Genomic DNA, 19604 nt, shown 5'->3' on the forward strand with positions numbered 1-19604 from the left:
CCCCGGCCGGACCAAGGCGGCCGAAGCGCCCCCGGCCACCCCGCCCCGGCCCCCGTCACAGAGCCGCACACCCACCCGGGCCACCGCCGAACCCCTCCCGCACGTCCTCCCCCCTGGGCAGCGGCCTGGTACTCATCGGCCCCGGCCTCGCCCTGGGCCTCGCGGGACCGCGCCTGCGCCGGGCGTAGGCCGTGCACCGGTCGTGCGCCGTCTACGGGGCGACCAGCAGCACCTTGCCGATGTGGCCGCTCTCCTCCACCACCCGGTGGCCCTCGGCGGCCTCGCTCATCGGCATCTCGCGGTCGACGACCGGACGGACGTGGCCCCCGCCGAACAGCGGCCAGACGTGCTCCCGCACGGCCGCCACGATCGCCGCCTTCTCCTCCAGGGGCCGCGCCCGCAGCGAGGTGGCGCTGACGGCGGCGCGCTTGGCGAGGAGCGTGCCGATGTTCAGCTCGCCCTTCCGGCCGCCCTGCATGCCGATGATCGCGAGCCGGCCGTTCACGGCGAGGGCCTGGACGTTGCGGTCCAGGTACTTCGCGCCCATGTTGTCGAGGATGACGTCGGCGCCCGCGCCGCCCGTGGTGTCCTTCACCTCGGTGACGAAGTCCTGCTCCCGGTAGTTGATCAGGACGTCCGCGCCCAGCTCGGCGCAGCGCTCCAGCTTCTCCTTGGTGCCCGCCGTCACCGCGACCTTCGCGCCGACCGCCTTGGCGAGCTGGATCGCCATGGTGCCGATGCCGCTGGAGCCGCCGTGCACCAGCAGGGTCTCGCCGGGACGCAGGTGGGCGACCATGAAGACGTTCGACCAGACGGTGCAGACCACCTCGGGCAGCGCCGCCGCCCCCTTCAGGCCGACACCCTGCGGCACCGGCAGCAGCTGTCCGGCCGGGACGACGACCTTCTCGGCGTAGCCGCCGCCAGCGAGCAGCGCGCACACCTCGTCGCCGACGGCCCAGCCGGACACGCCGGGGCCGAGCGCGGCCACGCGTCCGGAGCACTCCAGGCCCGGGTAGGGGGAGGCGCCGGGCGGGGGGTCGTAGAAGCCCTGGCGCTGCATGATGTCGGCGCGGTTGACGGCGCTGGCCGTCACCTCGACCAGCACCTCGCCCTCGCCGGGCTGCGGGTCGGGGACCTCGGCCCACACCAGCGCCTCGGGGCCTCCGGGTTCGGGAATCGTGATCGCATGCATGGGGCCGACGCTACTCCTGTGTCCCCCCGTCCTCCCCGGCCGGAAAATCCCCGTGCGCCGCCGATGAGTTTGCGCGACGGTAAAGGTCTTCCCATGCGTAGCCCAAGAACGCGTACACCATGAACGCGGAAGGACCCACAGCATGAGCACGCACACGTCCGGACTCGCCATCGAGACCGAGGGCCTGGTGAAGACGTTCGGTGAGACCCGGGCCGTGGACGGGGTGGACCTCGCGGTGCCGGCCGGCACGGTCTACGGCGTCCTCGGCCCGAACGGCGCCGGCAAGACCACCACGGTGAAGATGCTCGCCACCCTGCTGCGGCCGGACGGCGGCCGGGCCCGCGTCTTCGGTCACGACGTGGTGCGCGAGGCGGACGAGGTGCGCGGCCGGGTGAGCCTCACCGGGCAGTACGCGTCCGTGGACGAGGACCTCACCGGCACCGAGAACCTGGTGCTGCTGGGCCGGCTGCTCGGGCACGGCAAGACGGCCGCCCGGGAGCGCGGCGAGCAGTTGCTGGCGGCCTTCGGCCTGACGGACGCCGCGGCGAAGCAGGTCAAGCACTACTCCGGCGGTATGCGGCGGCGCATCGACATCGCCGCCTCCATCCTCAACACCCCCGACCTGCTCTTCCTGGACGAGCCCACCACCGGTCTCGATCCGCGCAGCCGCAACCAGGTGTGGGACATCGTCCGCGCGGTCGTCGCCCAGGGCACGACCGTGCTGCTGACCACGCAGTACCTGGACGAGGCCGACCAGCTGGCGTCCCGGATCGCCGTCATCGACAAGGGGCGGGTGATCGCCGAGGGCACCAAGGGCGAGCTGAAGTCCTCCGTCGGCGCCGGCTCCGTCCATCTGCGGCTGCGGGACGCGGAGGAGCGGCCCGAGGCCGAGCGCCTGTTGCGGAACCTGCTGGTGGCCGAGGTGCAGCTGGAGCCCGACCCGGTGTCGCTGACCGCGCGCCTCGGGGTGGCGGCCGGCGACACCGCCGCCGACCAGGCCGCCAAGGCGCTCGGCGAGCTGGCCCGGGCCGGCATCACCGTCGACAGCTTCTCCCTGGGACAGCCCAGCCTCGACGAGGTCTTCCTGGCGCTGACCGGGCACGACACCGGCCGGCGCACCGACGGCGACTCCGGCACCGACACGAAGGACGAGGTGGCGGCATGAGCACGGCCACGAGCACTCCGGACAAGGAACTCACCCCGGTCAGCACCGAGTCGCTGGCGGCCCTGCTGGTGACCAGGGAGCGGCCGCCGCGGCCCGGCGCCCTGTCCACGTCCCTGACCTTCGGCTGGCGCGCGATCCTCAAGATCAAGCACGTGCCGGAGCAGCTCTTCGACGTCACCGCCTTCCCGATCATGAACCTGCTGATGTTCACGTACCTCTTCGGCGGTGCGCTGGCGGGTTCGCCCGGTGACTACATCCAGTTCGTGCTGCCGGGCATCCTCGTGATGTCGGTCGTGATGATCACGATGTACACCGGGGTCTCGGTGAACGTCGACATCGAGAAGGGCGTCTTCGACCGCATCCGCTCGCTGCCGATCTGGCGGCCCTCGGCGATGGTCGGCTATCTCCTCGGCGACGCGCTGCGCTACACCATCGCGTCCGTCGTCATGCTCTCCGTCGGACTGCTGCTCGGCTACCGGCCCGACGGCGGGTTCGTCGGCGTGGTCGCCGGGATCGCGCTGCTGCTGCTCTTCTCGTTCGCCTTCTCGTGGATCTGGACGATGTTCGGGCTGATGCTGCGCACCGAGAAGTCGGTGATGAGCGTCAGCATGATGGTGATCTTCCCGCTCACCTTCCTGTCCAACGTCTTCGTCGACCCGAAGACCATGCCGGGCTGGCTTCAGGCCTTCGTCAACAACAGCCCGATCACCCACCTGGCGTCCGCGGTGCGCGGTCTGATGGCGGGCGGCTGGCCCGGTGTCGAGATCGCCTGGACGCTGGGCTGGGCGGGCCTGTTCCTGCTGGTCTTCGGCCCGGTCACGATGCGGCTCTACAACCGCAAGTAGCAGGGGAGCGGCGGCTCAGTCGCGGGGGAACGGGCGGGCGTCGGGCGTCACATGAGTGCCCGGCGTCGCCCGTACGATCGTGATCAGGCGGTCCGTCAACTCCAGCCCGCCGACCGCCGGATCGTCGTAGCCCAGGACCCGGTGGCCGCGGATCACGCTCACCACCAGGTCGTCCACCTCCCGCGGGTACTTGCCCGCCTCGGCCTTTATGACGGGCCGTTCGATGAGGTCGAGTCCGCTGCCCTGGCTGATCAGGTCCTCCATCACCATGCCGGCGGCAGGGCTGAGCACGGAGAGCCCGAGCAACCGGCCGGCGGCGCTGGCGCTGGTGATCACGGCGTCGGCGCCGGACTGCTTCAGCAGCGGCGCGTTCTCCTCCTCGCGGACCGCGACCACGATCTTCGCGCCGCGGTTGAGCTGCCGGGCCGTCAGCGTGACCAGCACGGCCGTGTCGTCGCGCTGCGTGGCGATGATGATCTGCTTCGCCCGGTACGCCTCGGCCCGGTTGAGCACATCGCTGCGGGTCGCGTCACCGACCACGCCCGCGTAGCCGTGGGCCGTCGCGGCCTCGATGGCCTTGCCGCTGGGGTCGACCACGACCACCTGGTCCTTGCGCAGCCCGGTCGCGCAGACGGTCTGGATCGCCGACCGCCCCTTGGTTCCGAAGCCGACGACGACGGTGTGATCGCGCAAGGCGGACCTCCAGCGGTTCAGGCGCCACTCCTCCCGAGTGCGCTCGGTGAGGGCTTCCAGCGTGGTGCCGACCAGGATGATCAGGAAGAGCACGCGCAGCGGCGTGATGACGAAGATGTTGGTCAGCCGGGCGGCGTCGCTGACGGGCGTGATGTCACCGTATCCGGTGGTGGAGAGGGTGACGGTGGCGTAGTAGAAGGAGTCGAGGAGGTCGACGGAACCGTCCGAGTTGTCGGTGTAGCCGTCGTGGTCCGCGTACACGATGAAGGCCGTCACCACGAGGACCACCAGGGCGATGGACAGCCGTTTGGCGACCTGACGGAACGGGTGCTCCACCAGTTTCCTGGGGAGCTTCACCTTGTGGGTCACGAAGTGCTCGTCCGCCTGGCGTGCGATCGCGTCCTGGCCCGGAAGTTTCACGTGAAACACACCCCGACCCCGCCGGTCGCCCAGGGCAGGTCGAGCAGCTCGGCCTCCTGCCCCGGCCGTGCACCGCCCGGCGGTACGACGGCCAGGGCGTCGGCGGCCGCGATGCCGCGCAGCATCGCCGGGCCGTTGTAGCGCAGCGGCACGGCACCCTCGTCACGCAGCAGAACGGGCACGAGCCGGGTGTCGTGCGGGTGCCCGTGCACCGCGTCCCGCAGTGGCAGGGTGTACGGCTCCGGCGCCGGGCGGGCAGCGAGGGTGCGCAGCAGCGGCTCGGCGAGAGTGAGCAGTCCGGAGACGGCGGCGAGGGGGTTGCCGGGCAGTCCGACGAGGTGCTGGTCGTCCTTGAGGCGGGCCAGCAGCATGGGGTGGCCGGGGCGTGCCCGGACGCCGTCCACGAGGAGTTCGGCGCCGATCCGGCGCAGGGTCGGGTGGACGTGGTCGACGGGGCCCGCGGCGGTGCCGCCGGTCGTGACGATCAGGTCGGCGTCGGAGGACGTGACGGCGCGGTGCAGCGCCTTGGCGTCGTCGCCGATCCGGCGCACGGCGCGGACCTCGGCGCCCAGCGCGCGCAGCCAGGGCGGCAGCATCGGGCCGAGCGCGTCCCGGATGAGGCCGTCGTGCGGGAGGCCCTGGGTGAGCAGTTCGTCGCCGAGGACCAGGACGTCGACGCGGGGGCGGGGGACCGCGGTGAGCGTGTCGTATCCGGCGGCGGCCGCGAGGCCCAGGACCGCCGGGGTCGCGAGGGTGCCGACAGGCAGCAACTGGTCGCCGCTGCGGCACTCCTGACCGCGCGGACGGATGTCCTGGCCGTGGACGACCTCGCGGGTGGGGTGCAGACGTCCGCGCTCGTCGGTGCGGCCGTGCTCGGTGCGCAGTACGGCGGTGGTGTCCGGGGGGATGCGTGCGCCGGTGGCGATGCGGACGGCCTCGCCGTCGGTGAGGGGCGCGGGCTCCGCGTGTCCGGCCAGGACGCCCTCGTCGCGCAGCGCCCAGGGACCCGGTCCGGCGAGGGCCCAGCCGTCCATCGCGGAGGTGTCGAAGGAGGGCAGGTCGGTGAGGGCGGTCAGCGGTGCGGCCAGGGTGAGTCCGAGGGCCGCGTCGAGGGGTACGGGGACCGGGGTGCGGCGGGCGGCACGGGCCGCGGCGCGGGCGGCGCGCTCGGCGGTCGCCCGGGCCTCGGGCCAGGGGGTCGCGCGGTGCCGGGTGTCCGCCGGGTGGTGCGGGGCGGGCGTGCCGTGACCGGCGCGGCCGCGGGGAGCGGGGCCGGGGTTCTCGTTCACGAGGGCGAGCGCCTCCTCGACGTCGAGGTCCTCGGCCTCCGTGTCGGCCCGCGTGCCGGGGGAGGTCATCAGGCGTCCGGGCGGGTGTCGGGGGTGGCGTCGGGAGCCGCGTCGGGCGTGCCCTTCGCGGGGGCGGCCCCGGTGTCGGCGGCTTCCTCGGCCCAGCGCAGGGCGAGGGCCGCGGCCTTGCGGGCGGTCTCGGCGACGGCCTCGGGGCCTCCCCCGGCCCGCCCGGCCGCGTACCCGACGAGGAAGGTGGTCAGCGGGGCGGCCGGCCTGGCCACCCCGTGGGCGGCGTCGCGCGCGAGATCGAGCAGGATCCCGGTGTCGACGTCCAGGTCGATGCCCAACTCGTCCTTGGCTGCGGAAATCCATTCATCCAACACGTGACCATGCTCCCTGATGCGTGCCCTTGCGGTGGCGAGGTCGTCCCAGGTGTCGCAGTCGAAGGAGGCGACGGCGTCCGGGACGCGAGTGAGGCGCAGAGCGCCGGTCAGGCGGCGCAGCGGCAGCCCGGTGAGGTCCGGCCGGCCGGCCCGCTCTTCCCGGTCGCGGGCGAGCGCGGCCAGTTCGCGGCGCAGCGCGGGCGCGCGGTAGGCGGCGACGAGGGGCTGGTCGCGGCCGTCGGCGTCGGTGAGCAGCGCCCCGTCGGCGTCGCCCGCGGCGAGGGCCGACAGCAGCCGCCCGACGGTCGGCCGGGCGAGGAACGGCAGGTCGGCGGAGAGCACCACGACGTGCTCCGCGGTGGTGTGCCGCAGTCCGGCGGCGAGGGCGGCGAGCGGTCCCCCGCCGGGCGGGTCCTCGCGCGCCCAGGTCACCGGGCGCGGGGTGGGCCGGGGATCGGCGACGACGACGGTGGTCCGCGCTCCGGCGCAGGCGGCGAGCACCCGGTCGAGGAGCGCGCGTGCGCCCACCAGCAGACCGGGCTTGTCCGCGCCCCCGAGCCGCCGGGCGGCCCCGCCGGCGAGCACGACGGCGTCGTACCCGACGCGGCCGGAAGCCGGCGCGGGGTCGGTGCCGGCGCCTGGGTCGCCGGGGGGCTCGTACGCGGTCACCCCCCGAGTATGGGGCCCTGGGCGATCACAGGGAACGCAGGGGAGCCCGCGCGATCGCGGAGTGTGCGGCCCCACCGTCACCCGGCGGGCGTCACCGCCCCGGTCACAGGGTGCGCAGCAGCACCGCCGGCTGTTCCACGCAGTCCGCCACGTACCGCAGGAAGCCGCCCGCCGTGCCGCCGTCGCACACCCGGTGGTCGAAGGTGAGCGAGAGCTGGACGACCTGACGCACCGCCAGCTCGCCCTCGTGCACCCAGGGCTTGGGGACGATGCGGCCGACGCCGAGCATGGCCGCCTCGGGGTGGTTGATGATCGGCGTGGAGCCGTCGACGCCGAAGACGCCGTAGTTGTTCAGCGTGAAGGTGCCGCCGGTCAGTTCGGCCGGTGTCAGCCGGCCCGCGCGGGCCGCCTCGGTCAGCCGGGCGAACTCCGCGGTGAGCGACTCGGCGTCCCGCGCGTGCGCGTCCCGGACGACCGGCACGACCAGCCCCCGGTCCGTCTGGGCGGCGAAGCCCAGGTGGACCTGTTCGAGCCGGACGATCTCCCGGGCCTCCGTGTCGACCGTCGAGTTCAGCTCCGGGAACCGGGCCAGGGCGGCCGTGCAGATCCGGGCCAGCAGGGCGACCAGGGAGATCTTGGGCCCGCCGGACGCGTTCATCGCGGTGCGCGCCCGCATCAGCTCGGTCGCGTCGGCGTCCACCCAGCAGGTCGCGTCCGGAATCTCGCGGCGGCTGCGGGAGAGCTTGTCGGCGACGGCGCCGCGCACGCCCTTGAGGGGGACCCGGGTGCCGTCGGGGCGCGAGGCGGCGGGCGCGGGGGAGGAAGCGGCGGACGCGGCATCCGGCGCCCGGTCCGTCCCGGCCTCCTGGGCCGCCGCACGGCCGCCCTGTGCGGCGGCGGCACGCAGCGCGTACTCCACGTCCGCCCGCAGGATCAGCCCCTCCGGTCCCGAACCGGTCAGCTCGCGCAGGTCCAGGTCGTGCTGCCGGGCCAGCCTGCGCACCAGCGGGGAGATGACCGGGACCGGACCGTCCACCGGCTCGGCTCCGCGGACCCGGCCGTTCGCCCGGCCGGACGCACCGGTGGCGGTCTGCCGGTCGGCGCGCACCCTGCGCCGCCGCGCGGGTGCCTCGGAGGTGCCGTAGCCGACCAGGACGTTGCCGGAGCCCTCCGCCTTCCGCTCCGCGGCGGGTGCCTCGGCGGCACCGGCAGCGGTGTCCGTGCCGGCTCCGCGCACCGGGGCGTCGGGCGCCGCGTCGCCCTCCCCCACCGCCACGGTCACCAGCGGCGCCCCGACGGGCAGCTCCGTGCCCTCCTCGCCGAAGCGGGCGGTGACCACACCCCCGTAGGGGCAGGGCACCTCGACCATCGCCTTGGCCGTCTCGACCTCGACGACCGGCTGGTCCACGGCGACCACGTCGCCGACCTCGACCAGCCAGCGCACGATCTCCGCCTCGGTGAGCCCCTCACCGAGGTCGGGCAGCTTGAACTCCAGGCTGCGCCCGTCAGAAGCGTGTGCCATCAGCTTTCGGCCTCCCACTGCAGGCGCCCCACGGCGTCCAGGATCCGGTCCACACCAGGCAGGTGGTGACGCTCCAGCATCGGCGGAGGATACGGGATGTCGAATCCGGCCACCCGCAGCACCGGCGCCTCCAGGTGGTGGAAGCAGCGCTCCGTGACCCGGGCCGCGATCTCCCCGCCCGGGCCCCCGAAGGAGCCCGACTCGTGGACGACGACCGCGCGTCCCGTCCGCCGCACCGAAGCGCACACCGTCTCGTCGTCGAACGGCACCAGGGAGCGCAGATCGACGACTTCGAGGTCCCAGCCCTCGGCCCGGGCCGCCTCGGCCGCCTCCATGCAGACGGCCAGCGACGGCCCGTACGTGATGAGCGTGGCACTCCGGCCGGAGCGCCGCACCACCGCGCGGCCCACCGGTTCAACGGACGTCGGCTCCTCGGGGTTCCACGTGTCCTTCGACCAGTACAGCCGCTTCGGTTCGAGGAAGACCACCGGGTCGTCGGAGGCGATGGACGCGCGCAGCAGCCCGTAGGCGTCGGCGACCGTCGCGGGCGTGACGACATGGAGCCCCGGAGTCGCCATGTAGTACGCCTCGGACGAGTCGCTGTGGTGCTCGACGCCGCCGATGCCGCCGCCGTAGGGGACGCGGATGGTCAGCGGCAGGGGCATGGCCCCGCGCGTGCGGTTGCGCATCTTGGTGACGTGGCTGACGACCTGCTCGAACGCCGGGTAGGCGAAGGCGTCGAACTGCATCTCGACGACCGGGCGCAGCCCGTACATCGCCATGCCGACGGCGGTGCCGAGGATGCCGGCCTCGGCGAGCGGGGTGTCCGTGCAGCGGTCCTCGCCGAACTCCGCGGCGAGCCCGTCGGTGATCCGGAAGACCCCGCCGAGGGTGCCCACGTCCTCGCCGAGGACGTGCACCGCCGGGTCGGCGGCCATGGCGTCGCGCAGCGCGCGCGTGAGGGCCTGCGCCATGGTGGCCGGCTTGGCGGCGACGGTGGTCATCGGTGTCCCCCCTGCGGTGCGGACGCGGCGTCCGTCTCGGCCTCCGCCGCCAGCTCGGCGCGCAGTTGGTCCCGCTGCTCGCGCAGTTGCGGTGTGGGCTCGGCGTAGACGTGGGCGAACAGGTCCAGCGGGTCCAGCTCCGGGTCCCGGTTCATGCGGGCGCGCAGGTCGGCGGCCATGGTCTCGGCGTCCTCGCGGGCGGCACGGATGCCGTCCTCGTCGAGCAGCCCGCGCTCGGTCAGCTCCCGCTCCAGCAGCTCGACCGGGTCGTGCCGGCGCCAGGTCTCCACCTCGGCGTCGCCCCGGTAGCGCGTGGCGTCGTCGGCGTTGGTGTGCGCCTCGACGCGGTACGTCACCGCCTCCACCAGGGTGGGGCCGCCGCCCGCGCGGGCGTGCCGCACGGCCTCGGACAGGACCTCGTGCACCGCGGCGGCGTCGTTGCCGTCGACCAGGCGGCCGGGCATCCCGTAGCCGACGGCCTTGTGGGCCAGCGACGGGGCGGCGGTCTGCTTGTCGAGCGGGACGGAGATCGCGAAGCCGTTGTTCTGCACGAGGAAGACGACCGGGGCCCGCCAGACGGCGGCGAAGTTCAGCGCCTCGTGGAAGTCGCCCTCGCTGGTGCCGCCGTCGCCGACCATGGCGAGCGCGACCACGTCGTCGCCCTTGAGGCGGGCGGCGTGGGCGAGGCCCACGGCGTGCGGCAGCTGGGTGGCCAGCGGCGTGGACAGCGGGGCGACCCGGTGCTCGTAGGGGTCGTAGCCGGTGTGCCAGTCGCCGCGCAGCAGGGTGAGGGCCTCGACGGGGTCGACGCCGCGCGAGACGACCGCGAGGGTGTCGCGGTAGCTGGGGAAGAGCCAGTCCCGCTCCTGAAGGGCCAGCGCGGCGGCGACCTCGCACGCCTCCTGGCCGGTGCTGGAGGGGTAGACGGCCAGCCGGCCCTGCTTGGTCAGCGCCGTGGCCTGCGCGTTGTAGCGCCGGCCGCGCACCAGCCGGGCGTACAGCATGCGCAGCAGCTCGGTGTCGGCGCGGTCCGCGGCCTTGGTGCCGAGGACTCGGTAGGGCTCCGTGTCGGGCAGCAGCGGCGCGGGGTCGGTTCGGGGCTGCCAGGCGGGCGGCGGTGTGGGCCGGTACGCGCCCCGCTGCTCCATGACCGTCATGACGGCACCTCCTCGTGGGAGACGGCTCCGGGCTCGCCACGGGTGTGACGGGCCTCACCTACCGATTGTTCGGTCGTCGGCACATTTTGGCTACATGCGGCCCCAGGCTGTGGACAAACGGTTCTCCACAGCCTGAGATGGACGCAGTACGTCCATGAGGGGAAGGCGGGGGCACGTGGCATCTGAACAAATGGCCGATCGCCCCGGGGAGGGCGGCGGCACGGACGAGTCCGGCGCCCCGCCCCCGCGCCCGCTGGACGCCATCGACCAGGACATCCTGCGCATGCTCCAGGCGGACGGCCGGGCCTCCATACGGTCGGTCGCGGAGCGGGTGCACGTCTCGCGCGCGAACGCCTACGCCCGCATCAACCGGCTCGTCGAGGACGGCGTCATCCGCGGTTTCGGCGCCCGCGTCGACCACGAACGCGCCGGGCACGGCACTTCGGCCTACATCACCCTGAAGATCGTCCAGAATTCCTGGCGGACGGTCCGCGCCCAGCTGCGGCAGCTGCCCGGGGCCTCGCACATCGCCCTGGTGGGCGGCGACTTCGACGTCCTGCTCCTGGTGCACACCCCGGACAACCGGGCCCTGCGCGAGCTGGTGCTCAGCCGCCTCCAGGCCATCCCGGAGGTGCTCAGCACCCGCACCCTGCTGGTCTTCGAGACCGAGGACCTCGAACCGCAGAGCTGACCGGCGGGGCCGCCCGGCCCGGTGCCGCCCGGCCCGGCTCCGTACGGCTCAGGACGCCTTGCGCAGCCCCCCGAACACCAGCCGCGCCACCGCCTCGACCACCTCGCGCTCGCCGGTGCCGCTCGCGCCGCCCCGGCCGTCGGGACCCTCGGGCCGGTACCACTCGACGATCGAGTTGATCATGCCGAAGACGAGGCGGGTCGCGAGCCGCACCTCCACGTCCGCACGCACGTCCCCCTCGGCCGCCGCGTCCTTCAGCAGGGCGGCGACCCGGTGGTCGAACTCGCGCCGCCGCTCCAGCGCCCACCGCTCGGTGCCGGTGTTGCCGCGCACCCGCAGCAGCAGCGTCACGTAGGGCAGCTCGGCCATGAGCACCTCGACCATGCGCCGCACGACGTACTCGAGTCGCTCGGCGGCCGTCCCCGCGCGCGCGTGCTCCTCGTCGAGGATGCCGAAGAGCTCGTCCAGGGCCCGGCTCACGGCCCGGCGCAGCAGCTCCTCCTTGCCCGTGACGTGGTGGTATATCGACGACTTGGAGATCCCCGCCGCCTTGGACAGGTGCTCCATGGAGGTGCCGTCGTAGCCGCGCTCGATGAAGACCTGCACGGCGACGGACAGCAGCGTCTCGGGCGTGTACGTGTCGCGCTTGGCGGTGGTCATGAGGGGGTGCCCTCCCGGTCCTCGGCGGCCTCGGCGTGGCGGTGGAGTGCCAGGGACGGCGCGCAACGCCCGGACGGTTCCCACTCGTGCACGTTGGCCAGCAGGTGGCAGGCCCAGGTGTCACCGAGCCGACGGCTCCATTCGAAGGGGCCGAGTGGGTAGTTCACACCCAGGCGCATCGCCGTGTCGACGTCCTCGGGGGCGGCCACCCCCTTGGCCACGGCGTCGAACGCCAGGTCGATGATCCGGGCGACGGTCCGGGCCACGATCATCCCGGGGACGTCGCCGATGACGCTGACCTTCTTGCCGAGCGCCTGGAACAGGCCGGTGGCCTCGGACAGGAGGCTCGGGCGGACGCCGTCGGACGCGGACAGGGCGATCCGGGCGGCCGCGCGGTAGTCGAGCGCGAGGTCGAAGTGGACGAGGTCCGTCGACACGGGCAGCTCCCCGTCGGTGAGGCACAGCGTGCCGCCGCCGGGCAGGACGAGCCTCCCCGCGCCGTACCCGTCCTCCGGGCGCACCTCGATGCCCGCCTCGCGCATCAGCGCGACCAGCTCGGCCGCCGGGCCCAGGTCCCCCTCGACGACGACGTACGCGGGCGCCTCGGCCGGTTGGGCGGTGTGCGGCTCGGGGCGCTCGGCGCCGTCGCGGTAGTCGTACCAGCCCTGTCCGCTCTTGCGGCCGAGCCGGCCGGACTCGACCAGACGGCGCTGGGCCAGCGACGGGGTGAAGCGCGCGTCCTGGAAGAACCCCTGCCACACGGAGTGCGTGACGGACTCGTTGACGTCCTGCCCGATGAGGTCGGTCAGCTCGAAGGCGCCCATCCGGAAGCCGCCCGACTCGCGCAGCACGGCGTCGATGGTGGCCGGGTCCGCGCCCCGGCCCTCGTGGACGGCGAGGGCCTCGGCGTAGAAGGGCCGGGCGATGCGGTTGACGACGAAGCCGGGGGTGTCGGCGCAGGCGACCGGGGTCTTGCCCCAGGCGCGGGCCGTCTCGTACGCGCGCGTGGCCGACGCGGGGTCGGTGGCGAACCCGGCGACCACCTCCACCAGGGGCAGCAGCGGCGCGGGGTTGAAGAAGTGCAGGCCGACGAAGCGACCGGGCACGCGCAGCGCGCCCCCGACGGCGGTGACCGACAGCGAGGAGGTGTTGGTGGCGAGCAGGCAGTCGTCGCCGACGACGTCCTCCAGCGCCCGGAACAGCTCCTGCTTGACGTCCAGCCGCTCCACGACCGCCTCGACGACGAGCGCGCAGCCGGCGAGCCCGTCGAGGGTCTCGGCGGGCGTGAGCCGGGCTCGGGCGGCGTCCCGTTCGGCGCCGGTGAGGCGGTCCTTCTCGACGAGCCGGTCGAGCCGGGCGCCGATCGCGTCGGCCGCTTCCCGGGCCCGGCCCGGGGCGGCGTCGTACAGCCGCACGGGATGGCCCGCGACCAGCGCCACCTGGGCGATGCCCTGGCCCATGGTGCCGGTGCCGACGACGGCCACGGGGCTGCTGAGGTCGAGTGCTGTCATGTGCGCGATCCTCCCGCACGGCGTTTTCCACAGATGCGGCGGTCCCCCTTGTCCCGACCGATCGTTCGGTTACTCTAGCCGTGTCCGCCTGTTTCTGCCCAGGTTTCCCCCAGGTCCACGGACTCGACGACGAGTCGACGGCGAGTTCGTGGGAGACGAGGAGTTGGTCCCGCATGGCCGCCGAACTCACCGCACACCAGCTGATCGCCCAGCACCGGCCGACCCTGGACCTGGCGCTGGAGACGATCCGGACGCGCGCGTACTGGTCCCCCCACCCCGAGCACCCCAAGGCCTACGGGGAGAACGGCAGCCTGGACGCGGCCGCGGGCAAGGCCGCCTTCGACGCCCTGTCCGGCACCCGCCTCGACCTCGGCCAGCCCGGCACCGACGGCTGGGTGGGCGGCGAGGTCTCCCCGTACGGGATCGAGCTGGGCGTGGAGTATCCGCACGCGGACCTGGACGTGCTGCTGCCCGCCATGCGGGCCGGCCAGAAGGCGTGGCGGGACGCGGGCGCGGAGCTGCGCGCGATGGTCTGCCTGGAGATCCTGAGGCGGATCGCCGACCGGACGATGGAGTTCGCCCAGGCGGTCATGCACACCTCGGGGCAGGCGTTCATGATGGCCTTCCAGGCGGGCGGCCCGCACGCCCAGGACCGCGGCATGGAGGCCGTGGCCTACGCGTACGTGGAGCAGTCCCGCACACCCGACACGGCGGAGTGGACCAAGCCGCAGGGCAAGCGCGACCCGCTCGCGCTCACCAAGCGGTTCACCCCGGTCCCGCGCGGCATCGGCCTGGTCATCGGCTGCAACACCTTCCCCACGTGGAACGGCTACCCCGGCCTGTTCGCCTCCCTCGCCACCGGCAACGCGGTCCTGGTCAAGCCCCACCCCCGCGCGGTGCTGCCGCTCGCGCTCACCGTCCAGGTCGCCCGCGACGTCCTCACCGAGGCCGGCTTCGACCCGAACCTGGTCGCGCTGGCCGCCGAGCGTCCCGGCGAGGGCATCGCCAAGACCCTCGCGACCCGCCCCGAGATCCGGATCATCGACTACACCGGCTCCACCGCCTTCGGCGACTGGCTGGAGGCCAACGCCCGCCAGGCCCAGGTGTACACGGAGAAGGCCGGCGTCAACACGGTGCTCGTGGAGTCGACCGACGACTACCAGGGCATGCTCGCCAACCTGGCCTTCTCGCTCTCCCTCTACAGCGGCCAGATGTGCACCACCCCGCAGAACCTGCTGATCCCCCGCGACGGCATCCGCACCGACCAGGGCGCCAAGACCTACGACGAGGTCACCGCCGACCTGGCCCGCGCCGTCGACGGCCTCCTCGGCGACGACGCCCGTGCCAACGCCCTGCTCGGCGCGATCGTCAACCCGGACGTCAAGGCCCGCCTGGAGGCCGCCGCCGGTCTCGGCGAAGTGGCCCTGGCCTCCCGCGAGGTGACCAACCCGGAGTTCCCGGACGCGGTGGTGCGCACCCCGGTGATCGTCAAGCTGGACGGCGCCAAGCCCGAGGACGAGGCCGCCTACACCAGCGAGTGCTTCGGCCCGGTCTCCTTCGCCGTCGCCGTCGACTCCGCCGGCCACGCCCTGGAGCTGCTGCGCCGCAGCGTCCGCGAGAAGGGCGCGATGACGGTGGGCGCGTACACGACCGACCCGGAGGTCGAGGAGGCCGTGCGGGAGGTCTGCCTGGAGGAGGCGGCCCAGCTCTCCCTGAACCTCACCGGCGGGGTGTACGTCAACCAGACGGCCGCCTTCTCCGACTTCCACGGCTCCGGCGGCAACCCGGCGGCCAACGCGGCCCTGTGCGACGGCGCGTTCGTCGCGAACCGCTTCCGGGTGGTGGAGGTCCGCCGCCCGGCCTGAGCCGGGTGCTCTAGGGCAGGACCTGCGGTGCGCCCCCACCGGCGCTCCAGTGGTACAGCGTCATGGCCACACTGGTCGCGAGGTTGTAGCTGGAGACCTGGGGGCGCATCGGCAGCGCCACCAGATGGTCGGCCCGCGCGCGCAGCTCGCGCGAGAGCCCGCTGCGCTCGGAGCCGAACGCGAGCAGCGCCTCGTCCGGCAGCTTCAGCCCCCGGATGTCCTCGCCCTCCGGGTCCAGCGCGAACACCGGCCCCGGCGGCAGCCCGGCGACCTCCAGCCGCTCCACGACGGTCGCGAAGTGCAGCCCCGCCCCGCCGCGCACCACCGTGGGGTGCCAGGGGTCGAGCGTGCCGGTGGTGACCACGCCGGTCGCGCCGAAACCGGCGGCCAGCCGGATCACCGCCCCGGCGTTGCCGAGGTTGCGCGGCTGGTCGAGGACCACGACGGGGGCGCGGCGCGGCGTGTGCCCCAGCGTCTCCAGGCCCGCCGCCCGGGAGGGCCGTACGGCCAGGGCGGCCACCGCGGTGGGGTGCGGCCGCGCGACGAGCGACGCGTACGCCTCGTGCGACACCTCGGTCAGCAGCCCCGCCAGCGCCTCGCGCACGTCCGGCGCCAGCTCGTCGGCGAGGGCCAGGGCGCCCGCGCGGTCGCCGGTGACCGCCACCGGCACCTCGGCACCGAAGCGCAGCGCGTGCTTGAGGGCGTGGAAGCCGTCCAGGAGCACGCACCGGCCGGCGTGCAGGTGCCAGGCGGCCGGCGGGCCGGAGGCGGGGCCGGGGGAGGTCATGCCCGGAAGCCTACGTGTGTGTGCTCCGGGTCCTTCCCCTCCGCCGCACCCGCTCCGGCCGTCGTCCCGGCCCCACGGGCCCTGGGCCCGGGCACCGTCGCCGTACCGCCCTCCCCGGGCCCGTCCGGCGCACCGGCAGGAGCCCCCGCGGGCGCCCGGCCGGACACCCGGCCACGCGCGCGGGTCACCCAGCCGCCCAGCCGGCGCAGGAACGAGGTCGGCAGGAAGACCGCGTCGGCGGCGATCATCGCCAGCGAGAAGAACGGCAGCCCGAGCGTCACGGCGATCACCGCGTGCTCGGTCATCATCGCGGCGAGCAGCACGTTCTTGACCCGCCGGTTGAACAGCGTGAACGGGAAGGCGACCTGCACGGCCACCGTGCCGTAGGTGATGAGCATGACCATCGTGCCGTTGGCGGCCAGCGCGTCGGAGAGCGCGGGCCACGGCGAGAAGTAGTCCAGGTGCAGCGGATAGTAGACGGCCGTGCCGTCCTGCCAGCGCGAACCCTGGATCTTGTACCAGCCGGCCGTCGCGTAGATCAGACACGCCTCAGCCATGATCACGACCAGTGCGCCGTTGTGCACGATGTTGGTGACCACGTCCAGCAGGATCCGCGGCTGGCTGCCCTCCGCGCCCCGCCGCACGACCCACCACAGTCCCAGCGCGACCCACACCGCCCACAGCAGCGCCGGCACGAACCAGTCGCCGCCGAGCCCACCCGCCAGCGTCACCGTGAGCAGCAGGAACCCGGAGGCGCACCACAGCACGGGACCGACCCGGTCCGTCACCCGCTCACCCCGCGCGCGTGCCGCGGCCGCCCGCCGGGCGCGGCGCGCGTCCAGCGACCACACCTGGCCGCACCGGGTGAGGACCAGGTAGATGCTCATCAGGTGGATGACGTTGTCGCCGCCGTCCCCCATGAAGACGCTGCGGTTCTGCAGCGAGAGCACCCCGACCATGAACAGCACGGACATGGTCCGGGTGCGCCAGCCCAGCAGGAGCAGCACGCTGCTCAGGACGGCCAGCGCGTAGACGATCTCGAACCAGGTCCGCCCGTCCGACCACATCAGCGCCGTGAAGGCGCCGTTGTCCGCGATCAGCTGCTCGGCGAGGTCGTGGCTCCAGGGCCCGTCCGGCCCGTACAGCTCGCCCCGGTGGGGCAGTTCGCGCAGCAGGAAGAGCAGCCAGGTGGCGCTGAAGCCGATGCGGATCACGGCGGTCTGGTACGGGCCGAGCGCGGCGCCCGTGACGCGGGCGATGCCGCGGGAGACCGAGAGGGCGGCGGCGTTCACGCGGCGCTCCCTTCCCGCTCGGCCTGTCCGGCTCCGGCGCCCCGGGTCTCCGCGGCCACGGACCACCAGGGCAGTTCGCGGACGGCCGGCCGGTCGGAGACCTTCTCACCGCTCCACGGGGGCGGCTCCACGTTCGTGGTCCGGGAACGGTACTGCACGCGCTCGACGACACCGCCGGGTCCGGCGGCGCCCTCGCGGTCCAGGCGCAGCAGCGCGATGCGCCGCAGATACGTCTCGGCGAGGGTGCCCCGCAGGCCCACCGGGCGGTTGTCGGAGTCGTGGCTGGCGACGAAGAAGTCCCAGGCCCGGCGCAGTTCGTTCTGCTGGGTGTGGCTCGGCACCGGATTGCCGTCGATGGCCCGGCCGTCCTCGGCGGACAGGTCGTACCAGCCGGTCGTCCGTATCTCACCGCCCGCCGTGCTGACCTCCGCGCGGACCTGGACGGAGACGTTCTGCTGGAGGGGGTTGGGCGCGAAGAGCTTCCAGTTCTGCTCGAACTCCGGGAAGACCCACTCGTCCACCACGGAACCGTGCTGCTTGGTGAGGGTGTTGGACGGGGCCACGTGCAGGAACACCAGGCCTATGTGGGCGCAGACGGCGACCGCGACCACCGCGAGGGCGACCACGGCACCGGCCTGGTAGCGCGGGGAGAGCGCGGCGACCCCGGTACGGGGGGCGGGAGGCTGCGGAGGGTCCTGCGCGGGACGTACGGCACCGGTCTCCTCGGAGACGGGGACAGCGGCGTCCTCCGGGGCACCGGCCTCGTCCGGGGCGGTGGTCACGGCACCCTCGGCCGTCCCGGCCGCTGCGGAAGCCCCCGCGGCCCCCTCGGCAGCGGCGGGACGCCCGGTGGACTCGGTGTCCTCGACGGCCCCGGCGGACTCGGCGGCCCCGGCGGGCTCGGTGTCCTCGATGGCCCCGGCGGCCCCGGCGGACTCGGTGGCCTCGATGGCCCCGGCGGCCCCGGCGGACTCGGCCGACCCGCCGGTTTCCGGCGAGTCCGCTTCGCCGTCCGGCCCGGCCGGCCCGTCCTGCCCCTGCCGGGCGCCCGAGCCCTTGTCGTACGCGTCCATTCCGCCCCGTTCGGTCCCGATCCATCCATCCGCCCGCCCCGCCACGGGGCGCTCACGCGCACCCGTGCGGCTGCTCGGCGACGTTCGAACGGGAACGGTACTCAGGACCGGCCGCCCGCACAGCCCCCCGGCGGACCGGCCGCACCGTGGCCGTCGCCACATCCGGCGGGGACGGCCTAGAGCACGTGCCCCGGCTGCCCCTTGTCGTCCACCAGGGGACGCCCGGCCGCGGCCCACTCCTGCATGCCCCCGTCGACGTTCACCGCGTCGACGCCCTGCTGGACCAGGTACATGGTGACCTGCGCCGAACGGCCCCCGACACGGCAGAGCACGTGCACCCGGCCGTCCTGCGGCGCGGCCTCGGCCAGCTCACCGTACCGGGCCACGAACTCGCTGAGGGGAATGTGCAGCGCCCCGGCGGCATGACCCGCCTGCCACTCGTCGTCCTCCCGGACGTCCAGCAGGAAGTCGCCGTCCTTGAGGTCCTCGATCCCGACCGTGGGCACACCAGCTCCGAAACTCATGCCCCAGACGCTACCCGAGCCGCCCCCCGGCGGCTCATTCCTGCCCGAGCACCCCGGCCAGCTCCGCCTCCCGCTCGCGCACCTGCGTCGCCAGCTGCTCGGCGATCTCGTCGAGCAGCCGGTCGGGGTCGTCCGGGGCGAGCCTGAGCATGGCGCCGATCGCGCTCTCCTCCAGCTCCTTGGCGAGCAGGGTCAGCAGCTCCTTGCGCCGGTCGAGCCATTCGAGGCGGGCGTACAGCTCCTCGCCGTGGCTCGGGCGCCGCTCGGGCACCGGCCCGGCGGCCCACTCCTCGGCCAGCTCGCGCAGCTCCGCCTCGTCGCCGCGCGCGTAGGCGGCGTTGACGCGGGTGATGAACTCCTCGCGCCGGATCCGCTCGGCCTCCTCCTGCGCCAGGTCGGGGTGGGCCTTGCGGGCCAGCTCGCGGTAGAGCCTGCGGGCCCCCTCGCCGGGCCTGACCCGCTGCGGGGGGCGCACCGCCTGGTCCGTGAGCATCGCCGTGGCCTCCGGGAACAGCCCGTCCCCGTCCATCCAGCCGTGCAGCAGCTCCTCGACCCCGGGGATCGGCATCAGGCGGGCCCGCGCCTCGTCGGCCCGGCGCAGGTCGTCCGCGTCGCCCGTACGGGCCGCCCTGGCCTCCAGGATCTGCGCCTCCAGCTCCTCGAGCCGGGCGTACACCGGGCCGAGCCGCTGCTCGTGCAGCCGCGAGAAGTTCTCGACCTCCACGCGGAAGGTCTCCAGCGCGATCTCGTACTCGATGAGTGCCTGCTCGGCGGCCCGTACGGCCTGTTCCAGCCGTTCCTCGGGACGCGGCGCACCCCCCTGCTCGGGCTCAGCTTCCGGCGTCGTCACCCGACCAGC

General features: G+C 74.0%; 18 protein-coding genes. 4 read left to right on the forward strand and 14 right to left on the reverse strand.

Annotation, left to right across the window (positions count from 1 at the left end):
• Positions 1–211: 211 nt before the first annotated feature.
• Positions 212–1192 (reverse strand): NAD(P)H-quinone oxidoreductase, encoded by a 981-nt coding sequence (locus ACZ56V_RS14380; RefSeq protein WP_468942293.1) that lies wholly within the window; start codon positions 1190–1192, stop codon positions 212–214.
• Between the two features lie 142 nt (positions 1193–1334).
• On the opposite strand from ACZ56V_RS14380, the gene ACZ56V_RS14385 reads away from it, so the two are divergent.
• Both ACZ56V_RS14385 and ACZ56V_RS14390 read left to right on the forward strand, forming a co-directional pair.
• Positions 1335–2357 carry an ATP-binding cassette domain-containing protein gene (locus ACZ56V_RS14385; RefSeq protein WP_398911491.1) on the forward strand — a complete coding sequence of 341 codons (1023 nt, stop codon included), beginning with the start codon at positions 1335–1337 and terminating at the stop codon, positions 2355–2357.
• A complete protein-coding gene (locus ACZ56V_RS14390; RefSeq protein WP_398911489.1) occupies positions 2354–3202 on the forward strand; it encodes an ABC transporter permease in 849 nt (282 codons plus the stop codon). Before ACZ56V_RS14385 ends, ACZ56V_RS14390 begins: the two co-directional genes overlap by 4 nt.
• Positions 3203–3217: 15 nt before the next feature.
• Here the strand turns inward: ACZ56V_RS14390 and ACZ56V_RS14395 are convergent, their stop codons facing one another.
• From ACZ56V_RS14395 to pdhA, 6 genes are all read right to left on the reverse strand, one after another.
• Positions 3218–4315 (reverse strand): potassium channel family protein, encoded by a 1098-nt coding sequence (locus ACZ56V_RS14395; protein WP_398911487.1) that lies wholly within the window; start codon positions 4313–4315, stop codon positions 3218–3220.
• Positions 4312–5673 (reverse strand): molybdopterin molybdotransferase MoeA, encoded by a 1362-nt coding sequence (locus ACZ56V_RS14400; RefSeq protein WP_468942299.1) that lies wholly within the window; start codon positions 5671–5673, stop codon positions 4312–4314. The genes ACZ56V_RS14395 and ACZ56V_RS14400 overlap by 4 nt, the downstream gene beginning before the upstream one ends.
• Positions 5673–6659 carry an NTP transferase domain-containing protein gene (locus tag ACZ56V_RS14405; RefSeq protein WP_467378790.1) on the reverse strand — a complete coding sequence of 329 codons (987 nt, stop codon included), beginning with the start codon at positions 6657–6659 and terminating at the stop codon, positions 5673–5675. The genes ACZ56V_RS14400 and ACZ56V_RS14405 overlap by 1 nt, the downstream gene beginning before the upstream one ends.
• A 103-nt stretch (positions 6660–6762) precedes the next feature.
• Positions 6763–8181, reverse strand: a complete 1419-nt coding sequence (locus tag ACZ56V_RS14410) for a dihydrolipoamide acetyltransferase family protein (protein WP_398911481.1) — start codon at positions 8179–8181, stop codon at positions 6763–6765.
• The gene (locus ACZ56V_RS14415; RefSeq protein WP_356372126.1) at positions 8181–9185 is read right to left on the reverse strand and encodes an alpha-ketoacid dehydrogenase subunit beta; all 1005 of its coding nucleotides are present in this window, start codon (positions 9183–9185) and stop codon (positions 8181–8183) included. Before ACZ56V_RS14415 ends, ACZ56V_RS14410 begins: the two co-directional genes overlap by 1 nt.
• Positions 9182–10342, reverse strand: coding sequence for a pyruvate dehydrogenase (acetyl-transferring) E1 component subunit alpha (pdhA, locus tag ACZ56V_RS14420; protein WP_468942304.1), 1161 nt, complete (start codon positions 10340–10342; stop codon positions 9182–9184). The genes ACZ56V_RS14415 and pdhA overlap by 4 nt, the downstream gene beginning before the upstream one ends.
• A gap of 190 nt (positions 10343–10532) precedes the next feature.
• Between pdhA and ACZ56V_RS14425 the strand changes: the two genes are divergently transcribed.
• Positions 10533–11033 (forward strand): Lrp/AsnC family transcriptional regulator, encoded by a 501-nt coding sequence (locus tag ACZ56V_RS14425; protein ID WP_356372124.1) that lies wholly within the window; start codon positions 10533–10535, stop codon positions 11031–11033.
• A 48-nt stretch (positions 11034–11081) separates the two neighbouring features.
• Here ACZ56V_RS14425 and ACZ56V_RS14430 read toward each other — a convergent pair whose 3' ends face one another.
• Both ACZ56V_RS14430 and ACZ56V_RS14435 read right to left on the reverse strand, forming a co-directional pair.
• Complete coding sequence (locus ACZ56V_RS14430) at positions 11082–11693, reverse strand: TetR/AcrR family transcriptional regulator (protein WP_398911474.1); 612 nt, start codon at positions 11691–11693, stop codon at positions 11082–11084.
• Complete coding sequence (locus ACZ56V_RS14435) at positions 11690–13204, reverse strand: 3-hydroxyacyl-CoA dehydrogenase (protein ID WP_467378785.1); 1515 nt, start codon at positions 13202–13204, stop codon at positions 11690–11692. Before ACZ56V_RS14435 ends, ACZ56V_RS14430 begins: the two co-directional genes overlap by 4 nt.
• A 173-nt stretch (positions 13205–13377) precedes the next feature.
• Here ACZ56V_RS14435 and paaN point away from each other — a divergent pair, with 173 nt between their 5' ends.
• Entirely contained in the window at positions 13378–15069 is a 1692-nt protein-coding gene (gene paaN / locus ACZ56V_RS14440) for a phenylacetic acid degradation protein PaaN (protein WP_398911470.1), read from the forward strand.
• Between the two features lie 10 nt (positions 15070–15079).
• Here the strand turns inward: paaN and ACZ56V_RS14445 are convergent, their stop codons facing one another.
• From ACZ56V_RS14445 to ACZ56V_RS14465, 5 genes are all read right to left on the reverse strand, one after another.
• Positions 15080–15856: a TrmH family RNA methyltransferase gene (locus ACZ56V_RS14445; protein ID WP_398911468.1), complete on the reverse strand. Its 777-nt coding sequence runs from the start codon at positions 15854–15856 to the stop codon at positions 15080–15082.
• Complete coding sequence (locus tag ACZ56V_RS14450; protein ID WP_398911466.1) at positions 15853–17148, reverse strand: HTTM domain-containing protein; 1296 nt, start codon at positions 17146–17148, stop codon at positions 15853–15855. The genes ACZ56V_RS14445 and ACZ56V_RS14450 overlap by 4 nt, the downstream gene beginning before the upstream one ends.
• Positions 17145–18221 carry a DUF5819 family protein gene (locus tag ACZ56V_RS14455; protein ID WP_468942309.1) on the reverse strand — a complete coding sequence of 359 codons (1077 nt, stop codon included), beginning with the start codon at positions 18219–18221 and terminating at the stop codon, positions 17145–17147. The genes ACZ56V_RS14450 and ACZ56V_RS14455 overlap by 4 nt, the downstream gene beginning before the upstream one ends.
• A 176-nt stretch (positions 18222–18397) precedes the next feature.
• Positions 18398–18727: a rhodanese-like domain-containing protein gene (locus ACZ56V_RS14460; protein WP_468942671.1), complete on the reverse strand. Its 330-nt coding sequence runs from the start codon at positions 18725–18727 to the stop codon at positions 18398–18400.
• Between the two features lie 52 nt (positions 18728–18779).
• A complete protein-coding gene (locus ACZ56V_RS14465) occupies positions 18780–19595 on the reverse strand; it encodes a hypothetical protein (protein ID WP_468942312.1) in 816 nt (271 codons plus the stop codon).
• Between the last annotated feature and the right edge of the window lie 9 nt (positions 19596–19604).

The sequence above is a fragment of the Streptomyces sp. NPDC034099 genome (genome assembly GCF_055575415.1).

Coding starts and splice junctions, on each gene's coding strand:
- ACZ56V_RS14380 (WP_468942293.1), bottom strand. CDS start 1,192: ATGCATGCGATCACGATTCCCGAACCCGGAGGCCCCGAGGCGCTGGTG.
- ACZ56V_RS14385 (WP_398911491.1), top strand. CDS start 1,335: ATGAGCACGCACACGTCCGGACTCGCCATCGAGACCGAGGGCCTGGTG.
- ACZ56V_RS14390 (WP_398911489.1), top strand. CDS start 2,354: ATGAGCACGGCCACGAGCACTCCGGACAAGGAACTCACCCCGGTCAGC.
- ACZ56V_RS14400 (WP_468942299.1), bottom strand. CDS start 5,673: ATGACCTCCCCCGGCACGCGGGCCGACACGGAGGCCGAGGACCTCGAC.
- ACZ56V_RS14410 (WP_398911481.1), bottom strand. CDS start 8,181: ATGGCACACGCTTCTGACGGGCGCAGCCTGGAGTTCAAGCTGCCCGAC.
- ACZ56V_RS14415 (WP_356372126.1), bottom strand. CDS start 9,185: ATGACCACCGTCGCCGCCAAGCCGGCCACCATGGCGCAGGCCCTCACG.
- pdhA (WP_468942304.1), bottom strand. CDS start 10,342: ATGACGGTCATGGAGCAGCGGGGCGCGTACCGGCCCACACCGCCGCCC.
- ACZ56V_RS14425 (WP_356372124.1), top strand. CDS start 10,533: ATGGCCGATCGCCCCGGGGAGGGCGGCGGCACGGACGAGTCCGGCGCC.
- ACZ56V_RS14430 (WP_398911474.1), bottom strand. CDS start 11,693: ATGACCACCGCCAAGCGCGACACGTACACGCCCGAGACGCTGCTGTCC.
- ACZ56V_RS14435 (WP_467378785.1), bottom strand. CDS start 13,204: ATGACAGCACTCGACCTCAGCAGCCCCGTGGCCGTCGTCGGCACCGGC.
- paaN (WP_398911470.1), top strand. CDS start 13,378: ATGGCCGCCGAACTCACCGCACACCAGCTGATCGCCCAGCACCGGCCG.
- ACZ56V_RS14445 (WP_398911468.1), bottom strand. CDS start 15,856: ATGACCTCCCCCGGCCCCGCCTCCGGCCCGCCGGCCGCCTGGCACCTG.
- ACZ56V_RS14455 (WP_468942309.1), bottom strand. CDS start 18,221: ATGGACGCGTACGACAAGGGCTCGGGCGCCCGGCAGGGGCAGGACGGG.